Genomic DNA, 20,475 nt, shown 5'->3' on the forward strand with positions numbered 1-20,475 from the left:
AATGCTAACATCCTGAGACCCTTGATGCAAGCATCGCCTTTGCGCAGTTGAGGAGGGGCAGACCCACATCCGCCCCTCCCCATGATCAGAGCTTCGCCCTGATGCCGGCGGTGAAGTACCGGCCAACCACGTCATAACCGACGGCATAGGATGGCGTCAGGCCGGGCGCCCCGGCCGGCCCGCCAAAGACCGGCGGCTGCTTGTCGAACAGATTCTGCACCGTGAAGAACAGGGTCGTGTCCTCGGAAATCAGCTTCGGCTTATATTCCAGGGTCACGTCCGTATAGGCATAGGCCGATGCGTCGGGGATCTGGAACACGATCGGCGCGGAGAAAGCCTGCTGCTTGGATTTCCAGCGCTGGTTGATCGTCATGCCCCAGCTATCCGCATTATAGGCGAGCATCAGGTTGAGCCGCAGTTTCGACACGCCGTTGACGCCCGCGCCATTGGTGATGATGCCGCCCGCCATCTGCTGCGTCAGCAATTTGGGCTGGTAGGAGCCAAGGAAGCGCAGGTCGAACCGGCCCCCCGCCGATGAGAACAGCTTGTCCGCGCTGAAGCTGTAATTCGCTTCGATATCCAGCCCCTTGGTGGAGAGCGTCGCGACGTTGAGCGACTGGCTGAGGACCGCCGTGGCGGTATTTGCCGGCGACCGGTCGCTGAAGGGGAAGGGACGGATATAGAGCGAGCAATAAGGCGACGTGCCGTTCGAGTCCTCGCACAGCCGCTGGATCGCCGCGGACGTTCCGGCGACGGTGGTGATCGCCTTGCTCAGCTTGATGTCATAATAGTCGAGCGAGATGCTGAAGCCGGAGAACCAGTCAGGCTTGTAGACCGCGCCGACGGTCAGCGTCTTGCCGATTTCCGGCACCAGTGCCGGATTGCCCTGCGACCGCGCCGCCACTGTCTTTGTGACGCCGGTGTGCAGGTCGGCAAAGCCGAACAGGGATTCGCTTCCGGGCCGGTAAAGATCGTAGAGGTTCGGCGCCCGGATGTCCCGCGACCGCGTTGCGCGGAAACGCAGCTCATTGCTGACTTCCCAGGAAAGCCCGATCTTCCAGGTCTTTACGCTGCCGCTGGTGCTGTAATCGGTGTAGCGGGCGGCCCCGTTAAATTCCAGTTTGCGGATGAAGGGCACGTCCGCGAGCAGCGGCACCAGCACCTCGACCGCTGCTTCCTTCACCGTCTGCTGGGCGCTGAACGGTCCGTTGGTATAGCCGAAATAGGCGGGGGTCGTTGGCAGGCAATTAACTCTCAGGCCCGTGCAACTGGCGCGGTTCAAGGGGTTGGTCGTGCTGATCTGCTTGGTGTTGATGTCGCGATATTCGCCGCTCACCGACATGCGCACAGGCCCGGCCCAGGTCGAAAAGACCTCACCGGAAATGCCCGCATTGAATATGGTCTGTTCGTTGATCAGCGTCTGGCTGGTGTCGTCGGTGATATAGTCGGCGACCGTTGGCGTCACCGCTGAAGGACCGAACAGATTGACCGGGACGCAGCCGGGATAGAGCGAGGCGAACGGCGTCAGCGATACCTGGCAGACCACACGCCCGGTTGCTGGATTGACCACGGCGTCCAGCGCGGCGGCGAATTTCGATGCGTTGATATTGTTCGTGTTGATGACATGCTGGCTGGTCCGTCCGTACCGGACGGAGGCGTTCCAGTTGAACCGCTCGAAAATCTTGCCTTCCAGTCCCGCCGTCGCCAGCCAGTTGCGCGTCCGGTTGCGGTTGCCAGCGCCCGGCACTGCGGAATCGCCGCTCTCATATTTCGAAAGGACGAAGGACGGCGCGCCGGATGCGGTCAGCGCCGTCTGCACCGATTCCGGCAGGAAGGCGTTGCCGCTCAGGATCACCGCGCCGCTCAGCCCATTGGCGCCGGGCAGTCCGTTGGTGCCGAACGGCAGGAAGCCGTTATGGCTTTTCGACTGGCTGAAACTGACATCGGCATAGGCGGTAAGCGCGTCGCTGAATTCATAGTCGAACCGGCCATAGGCCTGGTCCGTCACCAGAGGCGCGTAGAGCTGGATCTCGTTGAAGAACAGGCCGTCGCCGCCGCTTTGCAATCCGTTGCTGCCGGTCGGCAGTCCGCTGGCGAAGGGGGTGAGCACGCCATTGCTGGAGAAGGTGCGGCCAACCAGCGACGGCGGGCCGACGGTGATCAGGCCGCCATTGGTGTAGATGGACGCCCGGCCATTGCGGGTCAGCATGAAGGGATTGGCGGGCGTGCCCGAACCGGTCGCCGTCCACACATCCTTGCCGGCCTTGCGATCGAGCAGCGACCCGATGCCCTTTGAATCGAAATGCTCGTAGGAAAATTCGATATGCGCGCGGTCATCGCCGAACAGATAGGTGCCCGCGGCGACGCCGAACTTCCATTGCTCATTGTCGTTGCGCGAGGATATGCCCGCCTGGGCGTTGAACTTGATGCCGGTGAATGTCTTGTCGACGACGAAGTTCACGACGCCGGTCACTGCGTCGGAGCCATAGACGGCCGATGTGCCGCCCGTCACGACATCGACCCGCTGGATCAGCATCTGCGGCAGGACGTTGATGTCCACCTCGCCCGCCGCCGTCGTCGCCGGAACGCGCAGGCCGTTAAACAGGATCAGGTTCCGTTGCGCGCCGAAGTTGCGCAGGTTCAGCGTATTGGCGCCGCTATTGCCGCCTGCGGAGCCGGGACCCGCCTGCCCCGAACGGCCGGGCTGGAATTGCGGCAGCTTGTTGAGCGCGTCAGGAATATTCGACGGCGTTTGGGCCAGAAGCGCCTGGGTGGTCACCACCGTCAGCGGCGTGGGGGAGGCGTTGCCATTGGTTGCGACCCTGGACCCTGTAACCACGATATCGGCGATGTCCGCCTCGTCGGTGGTGGCTGCGGCTTCTCCTGCCGGGACTGACGTCTGGGCGTGAACGGCTCCATGAAAACCCATGACCATCAGGGCGCCAGCCGTGGTCATCAATAGCCGTTGCTTCAATAGCATCGCATCTCTCCCCTAGTTCGACTCATTGGTCGTTTTGCATTTTTTGCGGCTTTGGCCGTCGAACGGATTGCTAGCCGCGCTTTTAAAAACGGTCAACCGTTCTTTTATATGCGCAACAGATTATGCGCCATCAAAATTACGGGTACGCCACGGCCATCCATATTTTAACTATATGAAATATAATGTTTTTCTTGCGGCGGAGGCTGGACCGGTACGACCCCCCGCTTTTGTGACACTCTGACATATAAGCGCTACATGCCCGCATCTTGCGGAAATTCCGGGGATACAGAGCCGTCCTAATTGTCCGGCCCGACCTTATGGGAGAGCCGATTCATGGCCATGGAAAATCACGATGCGCATGACCTGGGCCTGCCGCACGACCTGGGCGTCATGGGGCGCAAGGAAGTGGGGCGCAGGCAGACATTATGGCTGCTCTTGTCCGGCGCGTCGGTCGCGCTGGTCGCGGCATGCGGCGGCGATGACAGCACGGGCAGCAGCAGCGACAGCGGCACAGGAACCACCACGGCGACGCCCACGCCCTCTCCGACGCCGACGCCCACTCCCGCATCCACATCGGGAAGCTGCGCCGTAACCCCGGCGGAAACCAACGGTCCCTATCCGGCGGACGGCTCCAACAGCGCCAATGGCTCCGTGGTCAACGCCCTGATCCAGAGCGGCATTGTGCGCGCCGACATCCGCCCCAGCTTCGGCTCCTACAGCGGCACCGCCGACGGCTTCACGACCCTGCTGACCATCACCCTCGTCAACACCAATGGCAGTTGCGCGCCGCTCGCGGGCTATGCGGTCTATGTCTGGCATTGCACGCGGTCGGGCCAATATTCGCTCTATGACCTGCCGCAGCAAAATTATCTGCGCGGCGTCGGGATGACCGACTCCAATGGCCAGGTGACATTCACCACCATATTCCCCGGCTGCTATTCCGGGCGCTATCCGCATATCCATTTTGAGGTCTATCCCAGTCTCGACAAGGCGACGACTTACGCCAATCGCGTGCTGGTGTCGCAATTCGCCATGCCCGCCGATGCGTGCAACACCGTCTATGCGACGTCCGCCTACGCCACCAGCAAGACGAATTTCGCAAGCATAACCACGGCGAACGACAATGTGTTCGGCGACAACAGCACGGCGCAGATCACGGCGATGACGCCGGTGATGACGGGCGACATCACGAACGGCTATACCGGTTCCGTGACGGTTGGCCTGGCGGTCTGACGCCTTTTCGCGCGAAGGGGGATCGGACTTTGCCGGACAATGCCACCGGGGGTATATCTGCGCAGACGCCCATGCCCGGGGTCGCAAATGCGGAGGATGCGCCAGTGGAGATAGGAACCCGCATCCTGGTCGTCGATGACGATCGGGCCATTCGGGAACTGATCTCCGAATTTCTGGAGCGGCACGGTTTCACCGTGGACACCGCGAGCGACGGCGCGGCCATGGACCGGTTGCTGGCGTCGAAAAGCTTCGACCTTGCCGTGCTGGACGTGATGATGCCGGGGGAGGACGGCCTGTCCATCCTGCGCCGGCTGCAGGGGAACCGCACCATGCCCATCATCATGCTGTCCGCCGTGGGCAGCGATATCGACCGGATCATCGGGCTGGAGATGGGGGCGGAGGACTATCTGTCCAAACCCTGCAATCCACGCGAATTGCTGGCGCGCATCCGCACGGTGCTGCGGCGGGTAAGGCAGGCCGCGCCCTCCGCCGGTCCGGCGCAGCAGGGCGGGCAACGGCTCGGCTTTGCGGGCTGGTCTGTGGACATGGACAGCCGCCTGTTGCTCGACCCGGACAATGCCGTGGTCAGCCTGACGGACGGCGAGTTCCGGCTGCTGCGCGCCTTTATCGAACATCCCCGGCGCGTGCTGAACCGCGACCAGTTGCTCGACTGGTCGGCGGGCCGGGACACGGAAAGCTATGACCGGGCCATCGATGTTCAGGTCAGCCGCCTGCGGCGCAAGCTCGAACGGGGCAAGGGCGTCGATCTTATCCGCACCGTCCGACATGAGGGCTATATGTTCACGCCGTCCGTCGAGGCGCTGCGCGGGTGAGGCGCGGGTTTAATCCGCCTATTCTGGCGGGCATTGTCGGCCTTATAGCGATCGCGCTCATCGCCGCGCTGTGCGCGATGCTCGCGGTCACCTTCCGGGGTCCGCCGCCCCATGCGCGGCCCCTGACCATGGATGAGGTCGCTGCCGCCATCCGCACAGGACAGAGCGAGAATAGCGATTGGAGCCTGGACCGGGGCCAGGGCGTCAAGCAACCGTCCGGCATGCGGCCCGCACCTCTTTTGGCAAAGGCCCTCGCCCTGCGGCTGGGCGTGCCGGAACAGAATGTGCGGCTCTATGTCGCGGGTCCGGCCATGCCCGCAATGGGACCGCGGCCCGGCGAAGGCATGGCCGCATTCCCTTTCCCCGGATCGCCGAAAAACGGCAGCCGACCCGCTTTCCCGATGGCGGGCATGGGGGGGCGCGGCCCGATGCTGCATGACAGCTTTACGGTGTCATGGCGCAATGGCGATCACTGGTCGTGGATGACTGGCGAACGGCACGGATCCTTGCGCTGGTACGCCATCACCATCTCCCTGATGATCCTGATCTTCGCGCTGCTGCTTGGGCCTGCCTATCTCGTCGCGCGCAGGATCACCAATCCGATACACCGGCTCGCCGGGCGGGTGACGGCTGTCAGCATGGAGCGGAAGGAGCCCTTGCCGGTCGAAGGCCCCCCTGAAGTGCGCAAGCTGGGGCAGGCGTTCAACCGCATGCAGGCCCAGTTGGTGGGCCATGTCGCGGAACGCACCGCCATGCTGATCGCCATCGCCCATGATCTGCGCACGCCGATGATGCGCCTCTCCTTCCGTCTGGAGGGCCTGCCGGAAAAGGACCGGGCGAAGGCGCATGCCGATCTGGAGGAAATGCGCGCGATGGTGACGACATTGCTGGATTTCGTCCGCAGCGGTGATGAGTCCCTTGTCATGCTCCGCATCGATCTTGCCGCGCTTGTGGAGGCTTTGGCGGACGACATGACCGCCATGCAGTCCAGCGTCACGATGGCCGATCCCACCAGGACAATCATCCTTGGCGACGCCGCAGCCCTGCGCCGCTGCATCGCCAATGTCGTCGACAACGCCGTCCGCTATGCCGGTAATGCGCAGATATCGCTCAGCCAGGCGGACGGTCATGCTTTGCTGCGGGTGGAGGATGACGGTCCGGGCGTGTCGCCCGATCATCTCTCGCGCCTCTCCGAACCCTTCTACCGGGGCGAGGCGTCGCGCAATCGCGCGACGGGCGGCGTTGGCCTGGGGCTGTCGATCGCCCGGTCCATCATGGAAAAACATGGCGGAACCATGCTGTTCGAAAACCGCGATGGCGGCGGGCTGCGCGTCACGATGCAATTTCCCCTCGCCCCATAGCGCGAGGGGAAAGGCAGGTCAGAACCGCGCCTTCACCCCCGCATACCAGCGCCGCGGCGCGCCGGGGCCATAGGCGCGCGGGTCGCTTGCGCCGGGGACTTCCTCCAGCTCGATCTCATCGACTTCGGAGAAGGTGGCGAAGGTCGCATATTTGCGGTTGAAGGCGTTGCGCAGCTCCCCGAACAGAGTGACGCCCGGCACGATGTCGATACCCGCGCGGAAATTGGCGACCAGATATCCGGGCGCCTTAGCGTTCAGGTTCGCCTCGTCGCCGATCAGATACTGGCCCGACCGCGCGATCAGGTCGCCGCCGACCGACCAGCCCCTGTTTCCGGCAAACCGGCCGGCATAATCCAGCGTCAGCGTGGCGCTATGCCGGGGAATGCCGGAAAGGCGGTTGCCGGGTTCGACCTCTATCGTGCCATCATCGTCGGCTTCCGGGTTGGCGGGGCTGGAGAGGACCAGCGGCGTGCGGTAGGTCGCATCGGTATAGGCGTAGCTGATCCCGGCCGTCAGGCCGCCACGCTGCGCCTTCACCGACGCCTCGACGCCCTGCCGCCTTGTCTTGCCGATATTCTGGAACCAGGCGCGGCCGCGTATCTGCGACGCGATATACTGGATGTCGTCATGATTGACGGTGCGATAGGCCGACAGCAGCCAGTTCAGCGTCCATCCGCCCATCTGTCCATGGCCCGACGCGCCCAGTTCCCAGCTCTTGGCGACCACCTGCTTCAACGGCGGATCGGCGACGAAGAAGTTGGTCAGGCTGCACGGCGCATTTTCGTCCGCGCAGGACAGTTCGGCGGGCGTCGGCGCGCGGTTGCTCTCCGCATAACCGGCGCGCAGGGACAGGCCCTCCGTCACCTCATAGTCCAGCTCGACGCCGGGATTCACCCGGTCGAAACTGTGCCGCCCGTTGAGCGCGGTGCCGATCTGATCCTGCAGCACGATCCGCGCATGATTGTATCGCAGGCCGATCTCCGCCGAGAGGCCGGGGAGGATCGGCAACCGGTCCTGCACGAACGCCCCCCAATAATAGGTGTGGGCAACAAGGCCCACCGGCGCGATCGCGCCATCCTCCTGCACGATGATGCTGCCCAGCCCATCGACGCTGCGATCCTCGGTCAGCGCGCCAAGCTCGGTCGATGTGTCGAAACGGGTGCGGCTGGTGTCGTAGCTCACGCCAATGGCGAAATGATTGTCGCCCGAAAGCAGCGGCCGGTCGTCGATAAGCTGCACCAGCGCGCCCATCGCCTTGGTCCGCGTGCGCCCGCGATTGAGCACGCCATAGCCTTCCCCGCCCAACGTATCGGCGATGGCGTCGCCGTTCGCATCGGTCAGGACACCCTCGCTTTCCCCTTCGCCTTCGTCGTCGCCGCCGACCGTTTCCAGGCACAGCAGGCCCGCCGCATCGTCATCCTCGCAAGCCTCGATATCGGCGGCGTCGCCATTGACGGTGCGCAGCGTCAGCTTCTGCGCATAGAGGCTGCCCTCGATGCGCGTTGTGCCGGACAGCGCGACCCAGGGATGCAGGCTGACCCGGCCATAACGGCTGCGGCTGTTGTCCGGATGCGTGAACACGGCGCGCCGGTCCGCCGCGAGCAATTCCATCGGCGATACGCCATTGCCGGTCAGGTTCGTTTTCGCGCCGACCAGCTTCATGTGAATGCCGCCACCCTCGGTATCGAAGCCCAGATCGGCATAGCCGTTATAGAGGCTGGACGGGCTGAACGCGCGCCAGCCATCGTCATGGCTATATTGGAACGCGCCAAACGCGCTGAACGCGCCCCTGGACAGCCCACCCGCAATGCTCCCCTCGGCATAGCCGAACCGCCCGCCGGTCGCGCTCGCCTCCAGCCCCGGATCGCTGACGCCGGTCTTGGTTTCCAGCAGGATCGCGCCGCCCAGCGCGTTGAGGCCGTAGATCGGGCTTGCGTCCAATATGCTGAGCTTGCGGATCGCCGCTTCCGGGATCAGGTCGAACTGCACCGTGTCGCCGAAGGGCTGGTTGAACCGCGCGCCGTCCATATAGATGGCCAGCCCTTGCGCCTGTCCCTGCAAGGGCGATGCGATGAAGCCGCGATAGACGAGGTTGGGTTGCCACGGATTATTCTGCGCATCCTGCAACGTCACGCCGGCGATGTTGCGGGTGAGGGCGGAGAGCAGGTCGGGCATCCCCGCGCGGCTGATGTCGGCGGCGGAAAGCGTCAGCGCATCGTCGCTGTCGATCGCCCCGCCGGGGGCTGTCACGATGATGGCGGTGCGGTCGTCGGCCGGATCGGTCTGCGCCTGGGCCGAGGTAGCGGTCGCCAATATCAGCGCCAGTCCGCTATATAATTCTGCCCGCACCTATACTCTCCCTGTCTCTTATGGGGTTGGTGCTAGGTCGGCGGTCTGCCTGCCTCCATTATACCTTCGGTCGGTACATGATGGTCAAAAAGTGAGGGCGCGCCCGGCAGGACGCGCCCTCCTTCGGATCGACGATGCTGTAGCGATCAGAAGAACAGGATCGCGCCCAGCGCGACCGTATCCGCCTTCGCCTCATTGCCATTATGCGCTTCGGACTTGGTGCGGATATATTCGCCGATCAGCGTGACCCAGCTTGTCAGGCCATAGCGCGCCTGGCCGACCCAAGAGCTGTTGGTGTCGATCAGCGTCGGATTGGCGAGCGCATCGGCAAGGTTGGCATAGTGGAGATGGCTTTCGCCATAGCTGCCGCCGACCGAGAATTTGCCGAAGGTGGCGAGGCCCTGCAGATAGAAGCCGTCACTGTCGCGCTTATTGCCCAGATCGTCCGTATCGAACAGGTTGAGCGCCGTGGTGCCCAGGCCGGAACCATTATAATAATAGCCGGTCAGGACGATCGGGCCGTAACCGATCTTGGCGCCCGTATCGAAACCGCTGCCGGTATAGCTGACGCCGTCGACGCGGTTATGCTTCTGCGTGATGCCGGACAGCCATGCGCGGGCGCTGAAATCGCCGAACTTGCCGTCATAGACGATCTTGCCTTGGAAGCCGGGCGACTTGCTGGTCTCGCCGGGACCGGTCAGCGACTGCAGCGGTTCGAATATGCCCGCCGACACCTGGAACCCGGCCATGCTGGGGGAGGTGTAGGTGATCTGCGGCTGGAAGTCGGTGTAGATATAGCCGATGCCGATGCGGCCGAGCGACGTGTTTGACGGCGCGACATTGCCGCCGGTCGATCCGACCGAAAGCAGGGTGATGTCGTTCAAAATGCCTTCCGACCCGAACAGGCCGATGTCGCGGCCCAGCTTGAACTCGCCCAGGCCCGCGCGGCCGATGGTCATGTAGGTCTGGCGGAAATCGATGCCCGCCGTCTGCAAAGCGACCGGCCTGCCACCGGCATTCGCGCCGCCGCCGGAGGAATAGTCCGCGCTGTTGATGCCCGGATACATGCCGAAATGCGCCCCCACATCCCAGCCGCCCTGATTGGTGGTGACATCGAATTTCAGATAGCCGGGCAACAGGCCGTTGCGGATCGCGCTGCTGCTGCCCCCCGCGGGCACTACGCCGCCGACAACCGCCGTGTTCGGCCCCGGCGCCTGGCCATTGTCATGCGTGTAGAAGCCATTGACGGAACCGGAAAGCTTCACGGTGACGCCGCCCACTTCCATGCCGATGCCGCTTTCGCTCATCCGCACCAGCCGCTTGTCGTCCAGGCTGGCGGCGGCCGCCTGCGCCGGGGGAGCGGCGGGCGCGGTCGCGACCTGCGCGCTGTCATCGGCCAGCAGCGCCTGATATTCGTCGTCGGTAAGAATGCCCTTTTCGTGAAGCCGCTTCAGCAACTCGGCATTGGTCCCGGCCATCGCCGGCGTTGCGCTGAGTGCGAAAGTCAGCGCCATCGCCGCGCTCGCAAGGAGCACCCGCTTCTTCATAACATCCTCCCGTTTTTGTCGCCGGTCGACCGGCGTCGGGAGAGTGCTTTGCAGTCGGCGGGACCGAAATTGGACTTAGGTTCTCATCCTTTGGGTCAGGCGCCGGACCGGCCGTCTGGCCGGGCCATGCATCAGGGCGCGACGGCGGTGCCCCACGGCCCCTGCCCCGCCGGAACGGTGGCGATGACCTTCGCCGCCGCCAGATCGACCACCGACACGTCGTCGGACAGGCCATTGGCGGTATAGGCTCGCGTCCCGTCGCCGCTGATCGACAAATGCCACACCCGCTTGCCGACCGGCACATAGGCGGTGACCTTGCGCGTTGCGACGTCGACCAGCGCAATCACATTGGCGCGGCCCAACGCGACCACCGCCGTCTTGCCGTCCGGCGTGAAGCGGATGCCGCAGGGCAGCACCAGATAATCCTTCACGCCCGGCGGCGCGAAGCGGATCGTCTCGACAATCTTGCGCGTCGCGACATCCGCGATCTGCACGGTGCCGCCGATCTCCGCCGCTATCCAGAGCTGCCCGCCATCCTGCGTGAACTCCACATGCCGGGGGCGCTGGTCGGTCGGCATGCCCTCAACCATCGCCTTGGTCGAAAGGTCGATCCAGTTGACCTCATTCTCATCCTCGGAGGTGACGACCAGCCATTTGCCGTCGGGACTTTCGGCAACGCCCTCCGGCTCCTTGCCCACATCCACCTGAAAGGCGACGGTGCGGCTGGCGATGTCGATGGCGGTCAGCGCGGCATTGTCCTCATTGGCCACGAACAGCAACTTGCCGTCGCGAGAGGGGAAGAATTGTTCGGGGTCCTCGCCTGACGGCAGGTTGGCCACGACCGTGCCGGTCGCCCGATCGATCATCTGCACCGCATGATCGTTGCTGGCGCATACGAAGACATATTTGCCGTCCCGCGATATGGCTATGCCGCGCGGACGCCCGCCCACGGTCCATGTCGCCACCGGCTTCATGCTGGCCGTGTCGATCACGCTGACGCTGTTGCCGCGTTCGTTCGATACATACAGCGTTTCCGCGCCGGCTTCGCTGACTGCGAAGACGGAAACGGCGGCCATCAGGGCGATCATCCTCTTTCTCATTGCACCGGACCTTATGCCTCCGCCGGGCCGTACGGCATTGTACCAATGGTCAATGGGGCGGGCCTCCCGGCATCCCTACAACACAGACAACAGGGAATGCGATAGACGAGGGTTTCTGGGATGAGGAATATTGGTAGAATGCTGTTGCTGGCCGCCACCGGCGTCGCCGGATTGTCGGTTGCATCCTCCCTGATGGCGCATGGCAATGTCACCCCGCAGGCGGTCGACACGTCGGCCCTGCCGGACATTGGCGAGGAATGGCTGCAACATAATCCCTATCGCGGCAATGCGGAGGCGGTGAAGATCGGCGAATCCGCCTACGGCCAGAACTGCGCCCGATGCCACGGCCTTGACGCGGAATCAGGCGGCATCGCGCCTGATCTGCGCTATCTGGAGGTTGGCGACAGCGGCGACGAGTGGTTTGTCCAGCGTTACCAGCATGGCTCCTCCCACGACGGCAAAGTCTATATGCCGCCCTTTGGCGACGTCCTTGGGCAAAAGACCGGCTGGGCCATCCGCGCCTGGCTGGAAACCAAGCATCAGGAATAAAGGCGATGCAGACAACCGATCTTGGCAGGCGCCGCTTCCTCATGAACGCGCTTGCCATGTCGGCGCTGGGGCTGATGCCCGGCAACGCCTTTGCCGCGCCGATCGCCAAGGTAAAGGCGCTGGGGGTCCTTCGGGTCGCCGTCTATAAGGACAACCGCCCCTGGTCCTGGCGGCAGGACGGGAAGCTTATCGGCATAGACGCCGATCTGGGAGCGGCGCTGGCGAAGGCGTTGGGCGTGCGCGTCGATCTGGCGGAGCTGATCGCCGACGAAAGCGTGGACGACGATCTGCGCAATGGCGTGTGGAAGGGCGGCCTGCTCGGCTTTCAACCCGCCGACATCATGCTCCACATCCCCTTCGACCGGGGCTTCGCCGCCCGGAACGAACAGGTGGCGATCATCGCGCCATATTATCGCGAAACCTTTCAGTTCGCCTGCGTGAAGGGCGAGATCGACTGCAACGCGATCCCCAGCCAGTTCAGGGGACACAAGCTCGCTGCGGAGATCGACTCCATTCCGGACTTTTACCTGATGGGGACGTTCGGCGGCATATTGGCCAAGGATGTTGCCCATTTCCCCAGCGGTGCTGACGCGGTCAACGCCATCATCGACGGCCATGCCGAAGGCGTGCTGGCCAGCCGGGCGCAGATCGAAGCGGTGCTTGCCGACCGTAAGCCCGCCAATATCGCCCGCCGCACCACGCCGCTGCCAGCCTTCCCTTCCCCCGGTTGGGACATCGGCATGGCGGTGAAGGAAAACAGCCGGAACCTGGGCGACTCGGTTGAAGCCATCCTCACCGAGATGGCGGCGTCCGGAGAACTGAAGGCGATATTCGATCGCTACGGCGTGACCTACGCGCCCGCCCTCGCGGCCTGAGCGGAAGCCGGACCGACCAAAGGTCCAATTGTTCGCTTCGTCGCACGGAATAGGCTGTTCATCGAGGCGTTCGCTGCGCCCGTAACCAGGGAGGATGATGATGACGGGACGTTTTATGCGTTCGATGGCTGGCGCTGCTCTATGCGCCCTTTTGGCTGCGGGAGCGCCGCTGCTGGCGGCCGGCGCCGGGCCGACCGACGCGGATCTGATGGCGGACGCCAGCTCGACCGGCGATGTCCTGACCTATGGCATGGGTCCGCAGGCGCAGCGTTTCAGCACGCTCAACGCGATCAACACCGAAACCGTATCAAAACTGGTCCCCGCCTTCGCCGCCTCGCTCGGCGGCGAAAAGCAGCGCGGTCAGGAATCGCAGCCGCTGGTCTATGACGGCACCATCTACGTCACCGGTTCCTATTCGCGCCTGTTCGCCTTCGACGCTAAGACGGGCGAGCAGAAGTGGAAATATGAGGCGCGCCTGCCCGACGGCATCATGCCGTGCTGCGATGTCGTCAATCGCGGCGCCGCCATCTATGGCGACAAGATCATCTTCGCGACGCTTGACGCGCGTCTGGTCGCGCTCAACCGCAACACCGGCAAGGTCGTCTGGAACAAGCAGATCGCCGACTATCAGGCAGGCTACAGCGCCACCGCAGCCCCGCTGATCGTCAAGGGTATGGTCATCACCGGCAACTCCGGCGGCGAGTTCGGCATCGTCGGCGCGGTCGAGGCGCGCGACGTCAACACCGGCGAGCTGATCTGGCACCGCCCCGTTGTCGAAGGCAATATGGGCACGCTGCGCGGCAAGGATAACGGCATCACCGGCAAGCTGAACGCAAGCTGGGAAGGCGACCTCTGGAAGACCGGCGGCGGCGCGACCTGGCTGGGCGGCACCTACGACCCGGAAACCAACCTGCTCTATTTCGGCACCGGCAACCCCGCGCCGTGGAACAGCCATCTGCGCAAGGGCGACAATCTCTACACTGCGTCGACGCTGGCGATCGATCCCGACACGGGCACGATCAAATGGCACTATCAGACGACGCCGCACGACGGCTGGGACTTTGACGGTGTGAACGAGTTCATCCCGTTTGACGCGACGATCAACGGCAAGCCGATGAAGCTGGGCGCCAAGGCCGACCGTAACGGCTATTTCTTCGTGCTCGACCGCACCAACGGCAAGTTCATCAGCGCCAACAAGTTTGTCATGCAGACGACCTGGGCGAAGGGCTATGACAAGAACGGCAAGCCCATCGTGATCCCGACCGGCCGCCCCGGCGCGCCGGAAGGGGCCGCAAAGGGCACCAGCGTATTCTCCTCGCCGTCCTTCCTGGGCGGCAAGAACTGGATGCCGATGGCCTATAGCAAGGATACCGGCCTGTTCTACATCCCGTCGAACGACTGGGGCATGGACATCTGGAACGAACCCATCGCCTACAAGAAGGGCGCTGCATATCTGGGCGCTGGCTTCACCATCAAGCCGATCGCGGAGGACCATATCGGCGCCCTGCGCGCGATGGACCCCAAAACCGGCAAGATCGTGTGGGAATATAAGAACAAGGCCCCGCTCTGGGGCGGCGTCCTGACCACTGCGGGCAACCTTGTTTTCACCGGCACGCCCGAAGGCTATCTCAAGGCGTTCGACGCCAAGAGCGGCAAGGAGCTGTGGAAGTTCCAGACCGGGTCCGGCGTGGTCGGTTCGCCGATCACCTGGGAGCAGGATGGCGAGCAATATGTCGCCGTCATGTCCGGCTGGGGCGGCGCGGTACCGCTGTGGGGCGGCGAGGTCGCCAAGTCGTTCAAGGACATCAACCAGGGCGGATCGCTCTGGGTGTTCAAACTGCCGAAGGGCTGAATGATTGGGCGCCGGATGGAAACATCCGGCGCCTTTGGCTCAACGGCAAAAATGATTGGGAGCAATCGGAGATGATTGTCATGGGGCGTGGCAGCTACGGGTATGGGGCCGGGCGAAACGGCATGACGCCGCCGGGCATTCCCGCGGCAATGGTTGCCATGCCTCGCAATATGTCCGATCATCGCGCCGGGGGAAAAGGCATGAAGGCGGACGGCATCAGCGACGAACCGGTAATGGAACGGGTGCTGATCATCGACGATCATCCGCTTGTGCGCGACGGCCTGCGCAGCGTGATCGCCGTGACCTTCGACGGGTGCGACATTTTCGAAGCGGCCGGGCTGGATGAGGCGCTGGCGACGCTGGCCGATCAGAGCAATTTCGACCTGATCCTGCTGGACCTCAACATTCCCGACGTAAAGCGGCTCGATGGCCTGAAACTGCTGCGGGAGCGCTATCCGATCCTGCCGGTGGTGATGGTCTCCGGCGCGTTCGACCGGACGGTCGTGCGGGAAGCGCTCGCCGCGGGCGCTGCCGGTTTCATCCCCAAATCCATGAAGCGCAGCGCGATAGTCGATGCCCTACATCGCGTCGTTTCCGGCGAAATCTATATGCCCGACGCGATTGGTGAGACCGACCCGGAGAGCGAGGAGAATGAAAGCATCCGCGCCCGGATCGACAGCCTGACGCCGCAACAGCGCATCGTGCTGACTCATCTCGTCCACGGCCGCCTCAACAAGCAGATCGCCCATGACCTGTCCGTATCGATGACCACCGTGAAGGCGCATGTCTCGGCGATCCTGCTGAAGCTCAATGTGTTCAGCCGGACCCAGGCGGTGATCCTCGCGAACCGGGTGCAGTTCGACGGCGAGGACTGAAAAAGGAACTCAGTGCCCGCCTGCGCCCGGTCCGACGATGTGGCTGGGCTTGGGCAGCAGCCAGACCGTCGCGAAGCTGACGACCAGAGCGGCGGCTGCGATCAGGAAGGTGTAGTTGAGCGCCACCACCATCGTCTGTTGATCTACCAGATTGGCGATGAAGGCCCGGCTTTGATCGGCCGTCATGCCAAGTTGCGAGAGTTGCGACAAAGCATCGTCCGGGTGCAGCGCGCCGGAAATTTCGTTGCGCGACACGCGCTGCGCATCGCCCCATGCGGTAAGCACCAGCGAAGTTGACACGGCCACGGCCAATGTGCGCACGAAATTCTGCAGGCCCGCCGCCGACGCTATTTCATCGGGATCGACCGCGCTCAGCATCAGCGTCGTCATGGGGATCATGAAGAACGGCATGCCGAAGCCCTGAATGAATTGTGGCAGGGCCAGCGACCAGAAATCCGCCGAGCTGGTCCAGCCCGCCCGCGCAACCGACATGACGCCGACCAGCGCGATGCCGACCGACACCATCAGGCGCATGTCCACCTTGCCCATCAGCCGGGCGGCGAACGGCGCGACGAGGATGGCGGACATGGCGGTAAAGGCCGTGATCAGACCCGCCGAGCTTGCGGTATATCCCATGGAGAGCTGCAGCCATTGCGGTATCGCGACAATGCTCGCGAAATAGGCCCCGAAGCATAGACAGAATGCGATTAGGCCCAGGGAAAACCCGCGATGGCGGAACACCCGCAGGTTCACGATCGGATGTTCCTCGGTCAATTCCCAGATCAGGAAGGCGCAGAAACCGATCGCCGCGAGCACGGCGAGCATCACGATCATCGGATCGCCAAACCAGTCATGGTCGCGGCCGATGTCGAGCATGATCTGCAGGCAGCCGATCCAGAACACCAGCAGCGCAAGACCCACAAGGTCGATGGGGTTCTTCTGCGTCGGCGTGTCCACGGGCCGGAGCAATGCGTAAGCGCCGATCAGGCAGACCACCGCCACCGGCGCATTGATGAAGAAGATCCAGTGCCAGCTCCAGTTATCGCTGATATATCCGCCCAGGATCGGTCCGAGCGCCGGGCCAAGCAATATCGTCATCGTCCACAGACCCATTGCCCTGCCCCGCTGTTCGGGCGGGTAGACGCGGGTCAGCAGCATCTGCGACATCGGCATCAGCGGCCCGCCGCACAGGCCCTGCCCGATCCGGGAAAAGACGATCATGCCCAGCGTCATCGACAGGCCGCACAGCACCGAAAACAGGCCGAAGCCGACCATCCCGCCGATATAAAGCCGCACCGCGCCGAAACGCTGCGCCAGCCATCCGGTCAGGGGCACCGAGATCGCCTCCGCCACGGCGTATGAGGTGATCACCCATGTACCCTGATCCGCCGAAATGCCCAGATTGCCGGCAATGTGCGGCACCGACACATTGGCGACCGTCAGATCGAGCACGACCATGAAATTGGTGAGCGCCAGGACAAGGCCGCCAAGCAGCCGCTGGCGTGGCGTCAACCGGTCCCAGGGTGTGGCGCTGTCATTCACCGTCAATCGCCCGACAGGTCGATTTCGACTTCGGTGGAAAGACCGACGCGCAGGGGATGTTCGGCAAGCTCCTTCGGGTCGAGCGCGATGCGCACCGGCAGGCGCTGCACCACCTTGATCCAGTTGCCGGTCGCGTTCTGCGCCGGGATCAGCGCCAGCGACGATCCGGTCCCGCCGGAAAAGCCCGCAACCTTTCCATGATAGACGACATCGCCGCCATAGATGTCCGCCGTGACGGTGGCGGGCATGCCCACCTTCACCCGGCGAAGCTGCCGCTCCTTGAAATTGGCGTCGATATAGACCTGCGACAGCGGAATGATCGTCATGATCGGACTGCCCTGCGCCACGCGCTGGCCGACCTGCACCTGCCGCCGCGTCACCACGCCGTCGATCGGCGCGCGGATGACGGTGCGGTCAAGATCGAGGCGGGCATTGTCCAGCCGCGCCTTCGCGGCCAGCACGCCGGGGTCGGTGTCCACGGTGGACCCGCGCACCAGAGCGTCATTGGCCTCCAGTTCGCCATTGGCGGCCTGCAGGTTGGCCTGCGCCTGCGCCACGCCAGCCCGCGCTAGGTCGAGCGCAGCCTTCGCCGCGGCATAAGCCTTGCTGGCGCTGGTGAGTTCGTCGCCAGACACCGCGCCCGCCGGTGCCAGCGCCTTGCGCCGTTCGAAATCGATCTTCGCCTTGTCGAAATCGGCCTGCGCGCTGGCCAGGCTCGCACGGGCCTGCACGATATCCGCGCCGCGCGCGTCCACCTGCGACGAGAGCGCGCCGCTGGTCGCCGCCGTCTGGCGGAACTTGCGCCGGGCCTCGGCCAGATCGGCCTCCGCCTGCGCGATCGCGATACGGGGATTGGTGGGGTCCAGCTTGACCAATATGTCGCCGCGCTTGACCGCCTGCGTGTCGCTGACCGCGACTTCAGTCACCTGGGCGGAAATGAGCGGCGTCACCTGCGCCATCTCCGCATTCACATAGGCATTGTCGGTCGACACATGGTTGCGGCCGATCAACAGATACCACAGCGCGACAATGACGCCGATGGTGAGCACGGCGAGAGCCAGCCGGACCAGCCATTTCCTCCGGGCTTCCTGGTGCTCGGTTTTCGCCGTTTCCTCCTGGGACGTTTCGGGGAAGGCTTCGGAGGGGGCATCAGCCATTGGGCACATCCTTGGCAAGAGCGTCGCCAGCGGCAAAGCCGCCGCCCAGCGCGCGGATCAGGGCGATATCGAGCGCGAAGGCCCGTGAATCGAGTTGCGCGACGGCTTGCCGCGTGCTGAGCAGCCGTTCCTCGACAGTCAGCACATCGAGATAGGTGGACAGTCCGCCCTCGTAGCGCAACCTCGCGACCTTGTAGCTGTCCTCGGAGGCCGCCAGCGCCGCGCGGGCGTCCGTCAGGCGGCTGCCGAGCGCGCGCTGGCTGGTTACGACATCGGCGACCTCGCGATAGGCGTCGACGACCGTCCGGTCATAATTGGCCACCGCCTCGTCATATGTCCCGCGTGCGCCCCGATATTGTCCGGCAAGCGCGCCGCCGTGGAAAAGCGGCAGGCTGATCGCCGGTCCGGCGCTGCCGTAAATCGAATCCTTCTTGGCCAGCAGGTCCAGGCCAAGCGACTGCACGCCGACCAGCGCCGACAGGTTGATCGCCGGAAAGAAATCGGCTTTCGCCACCTTGATCCGCTTCGCGGCCGCCTCGGCGCGTGCGAGAGCGGCGGCAACGTCCGGCCGGCGGGCGACGAGATTTGTCGTGATGCCCGCAGGCAAGCCCCGCGCGCCGACGGTCACGGCGGACGGCCGCTGGATTTCCAGACCCCGGTCAGGCCCGGCGCCAAGCAGCGCGGCGATCTGGTTCCGCCGCAGGGCGATCGACTCATCGGCCGCCGCAAGATCGGCGCGCGCCAGCGAAAGACCGGATTCCGCCTGACGCAAGTCGCCGCGCGTATCCAGCCCGCTGTCCAGCCTGTCGCTCACCAGCTTTAGGGTCGCGACGCGGATGTCGAGCGCGCCCTGCGCGATATCGCGTTCCGCATGCAGCCGGGAAAGGTCGGCATAAGCGTCTGCGATCGCCGTCGCCAGCATCAGCCGCGCCTGTGCAACATCGATCCGCGCCGCATTCGCCTCGGATGTCGCAGCCGCCAGCGCCGCGCGGTTACGGCCCCACAGATCGACATCCAGACCCAGGGAAAGATTGGCCATTCCATGATCGTTCCACCCTCTGGGCAGGAACGCCTTGAACTCATCGGGATAGCCCATGTTGAGGCTTTGGCGGTCGGCAGTGATGCTGCCCCTGGCGTCCAGGCTCGGCAACAGCGCCGCGCCTGCCTGCTGCGCCAACCCTTCCGCCCGGCGCAGTCTGGCGACGGCAGCCGCAACGTCGGGAGCGCCATTCAGCCCTTCCTCGATCAGCCTGTCGAGCTGAGAATCGCCATAGGCCCGCCACCAGCCATCACCTGGCCAGGCGGCGTCGCTCGCCTGCAGACTGCGCGCAGCGGCGACGCTTTCCGCCGTGCGCATGGTGGGAAGCGGCCCCAGATCGGGCGTCGCCGCGATCCGCCCAGCACGATCAATGGAAGGATGACAACGGAATGTAAGAGCCTTTGCCGCATAGATAACCGTACCATCTAGTATGGATTCCGCCTTTGAGCCTGGGTCAGCGGCTTGTCAACCAGAATATCGTACTTTATGGTACGGTTATGGGTCCGCAACCGGAAATTTCCTCTCTCAGCCGTCGTGAGGCGCGCCGCCAGGACCGGCGCGACATCATCATGGACGTGGCGCAGACGTCCTTTATGAACCATGGCTATGCTGGCACAACCATGTCCGGCATTGCTGCGGCGCTGGGCGGATCGAAGGGGACGCTCTGGAATCACTTCTCGTCCAAGGAGGAATTGTTCGAGGCCGTGGTTGATCGCGCGACGAAGGCGTATCGCGCGCAGCTTGCGGAGATTCTGGCCGGTCCGGGCGACGATCTCCGCACCACCCTCATCCGCGCGATGCAGAGCATTTTGAACAAGGTTCTCTCACCGGGCGCGATCGCCCTGCATCGGCTGATCGCTGCAGAAGCGGAACGCTTCCCGGAAATTGGCCGCATCTTCTACGAACGGGCGCCGAAACAGACACGTTTGATCCTGGCCCGCTTCATTGAGGAGGCGATGGCGAGCGGTCAGTTGCTGCGCGACGACCCGGAGGCTGCCGCTGGAGCATTATTGTCGCTGGGCATCGGCAAGTCGCAGCAGAAGCGGCTGGTGGGACTGATGGACTTGCCTGCGCCGGAGCTGATCAATGCGGATGCGGACTTTGCGGTCAGCCTATTCCTGCGCGCCTATATGGTCCCCGCAGAGGATCATCCGCGACAATAGCAGGGATGCGTCCGCACCGC

General features: G+C 64.1%; 14 protein-coding genes and 1 pseudogene. 8 read left to right on the forward strand and 7 right to left on the reverse strand.

The annotated features are described in order from the left end of the window. Positions 1 to 85: 85 nt before the first annotated feature. Positions 86 to 2,956 (reverse strand): TonB-dependent receptor domain-containing protein, encoded by a 2,871-nt coding sequence (locus tag BHQ40_RS08315; RefSeq protein WP_171905804.1) that lies wholly within the window; start codon positions 2,954 to 2,956, stop codon positions 86 to 88. A 357-nt stretch (positions 2,957 to 3,313) separates the two neighbouring features. On the opposite strand from BHQ40_RS08315, the gene BHQ40_RS08320 reads away from it, so the two are divergent. The 3 genes from BHQ40_RS08320 to BHQ40_RS08330 all read left to right on the forward strand — a co-directional run bounded on the left by BHQ40_RS08320 (position 3,314) and on the right by BHQ40_RS08330 (position 6,407). Beyond that, on the forward strand, positions 3,314 to 4,213 hold the full coding sequence (locus BHQ40_RS08320; RefSeq protein ID WP_070154785.1) for a dioxygenase family protein: 900 nt from the start codon (positions 3,314 to 3,316) through the stop codon (positions 4,211 to 4,213). Positions 4,214 to 4,284: 71 nt separating this feature from the next. Next, positions 4,285 to 5,046, forward strand: a complete 762-nt coding sequence (locus BHQ40_RS08325; RefSeq protein WP_070154787.1) for a response regulator — start codon at positions 4,285 to 4,287, stop codon at positions 5,044 to 5,046. Continuing rightward, on the forward strand, positions 5,043 to 6,407 hold the full coding sequence (locus tag BHQ40_RS08330) for a sensor histidine kinase (protein WP_070154789.1): 1,365 nt from the start codon (positions 5,043 to 5,045) through the stop codon (positions 6,405 to 6,407). The genes BHQ40_RS08325 and BHQ40_RS08330 overlap by 4 nt, the downstream gene beginning before the upstream one ends. 18 nt (positions 6,408 to 6,425) lie before the next feature. On the opposite strand, the gene BHQ40_RS08335 is transcribed toward BHQ40_RS08330, so the two are convergent. The 3 genes from BHQ40_RS08335 to BHQ40_RS08345 all read right to left on the reverse strand — a co-directional run bounded on the left by BHQ40_RS08335 (position 6,426) and on the right by BHQ40_RS08345 (position 11,403). Then, positions 6,426 to 8,756 carry a TonB-dependent receptor gene (locus BHQ40_RS08335; protein ID WP_070154791.1) on the reverse strand — a complete coding sequence of 777 codons (2,331 nt, stop codon included), beginning with the start codon at positions 8,754 to 8,756 and terminating at the stop codon, positions 6,426 to 6,428. A 146-nt stretch (positions 8,757 to 8,902) separates the two neighbouring features. Next, positions 8,903 to 10,303 carry a hypothetical protein gene (locus BHQ40_RS08340; RefSeq protein ID WP_070154793.1) on the reverse strand — a complete coding sequence of 467 codons (1,401 nt, stop codon included), beginning with the start codon at positions 10,301 to 10,303 and terminating at the stop codon, positions 8,903 to 8,905. 131 nt (positions 10,304 to 10,434) lie between these two features. Further along, positions 10,435 to 11,403, reverse strand: coding sequence for a PQQ-dependent catabolism-associated beta-propeller protein (locus BHQ40_RS08345; protein ID WP_070154795.1), 969 nt, complete (start codon positions 11,401 to 11,403; stop codon positions 10,435 to 10,437). 120 nt (positions 11,404 to 11,523) lie between these two features. Here BHQ40_RS08345 and pedF point away from each other — a divergent pair, with 120 nt between their 5' ends. The 4 genes from pedF to BHQ40_RS08365 all read left to right on the forward strand — a co-directional run bounded on the left by pedF (position 11,524) and on the right by BHQ40_RS08365 (position 15,554). After that, complete coding sequence (gene pedF / locus BHQ40_RS08350) at positions 11,524 to 11,952, forward strand: cytochrome c-550 PedF (protein WP_070154797.1); 429 nt, start codon at positions 11,524 to 11,526, stop codon at positions 11,950 to 11,952. A gap of 5 nt (positions 11,953 to 11,957) precedes the next feature. Further along, positions 11,958 to 12,827, forward strand: coding sequence for a substrate-binding periplasmic protein (locus BHQ40_RS08355; protein WP_070154798.1), 870 nt, complete (start codon positions 11,958 to 11,960; stop codon positions 12,825 to 12,827). A gap of 100 nt (positions 12,828 to 12,927) precedes the next feature. After that, positions 12,928 to 14,679, forward strand: a complete 1,752-nt coding sequence (locus BHQ40_RS08360; protein ID WP_070154800.1) for a methanol/ethanol family PQQ-dependent dehydrogenase — start codon at positions 12,928 to 12,930, stop codon at positions 14,677 to 14,679. Between the two features lie 170 nt (positions 14,680 to 14,849). Beyond that, complete coding sequence (locus tag BHQ40_RS08365; RefSeq protein ID WP_425516696.1) at positions 14,850 to 15,554, forward strand: response regulator; 705 nt, start codon at positions 14,850 to 14,852, stop codon at positions 15,552 to 15,554. A 9-nt stretch (positions 15,555 to 15,563) separates the two neighbouring features. Here BHQ40_RS08365 and BHQ40_RS08370 read toward each other — a convergent pair whose 3' ends face one another. The 3 genes and pseudogenes from BHQ40_RS08370 to BHQ40_RS08380 form a co-directional block, all read right to left on the reverse strand. Beyond that, entirely contained in the window at positions 15,564 to 17,096 is a 1,533-nt protein-coding gene (locus BHQ40_RS08370) for a DHA2 family efflux MFS transporter permease subunit (protein WP_070154803.1), read from the reverse strand. 2 nt (positions 17,097 to 17,098) lie between these two features. Beyond that, positions 17,099 to 18,253 (reverse strand): EmrA/EmrK family multidrug efflux transporter periplasmic adaptor subunit, encoded by a 1,155-nt coding sequence (locus BHQ40_RS08375; RefSeq protein ID WP_070154804.1) that lies wholly within the window; start codon positions 18,251 to 18,253, stop codon positions 17,099 to 17,101. After that, a pseudogene (locus tag BHQ40_RS08380) lies at positions 18,246 to 19,643 on the reverse strand (efflux transporter outer membrane subunit); the annotation flags it as partial. The gene BHQ40_RS08375 and the pseudogene BHQ40_RS08380, both read right to left, overlap by 8 nt. Before the next feature lie 146 nt (positions 19,644 to 19,789). Between BHQ40_RS08380 and BHQ40_RS08385 the strand changes: the two are divergent. Beyond that, the gene (locus BHQ40_RS08385) at positions 19,790 to 20,455 is read left to right on the forward strand and encodes a TetR/AcrR family transcriptional regulator (protein ID WP_070154852.1); all 666 of its coding nucleotides are present in this window, start codon (positions 19,790 to 19,792) and stop codon (positions 20,453 to 20,455) included. Positions 20,456 to 20,475: the final 20 nt, after the last annotated feature.

This window comes from Sphingobium phenoxybenzoativorans (assembly GCF_001757355.1).
Taxonomy (GTDB): Bacteria; Pseudomonadota; Alphaproteobacteria; order Sphingomonadales; family Sphingomonadaceae; genus Sphingobium; species Sphingobium phenoxybenzoativorans.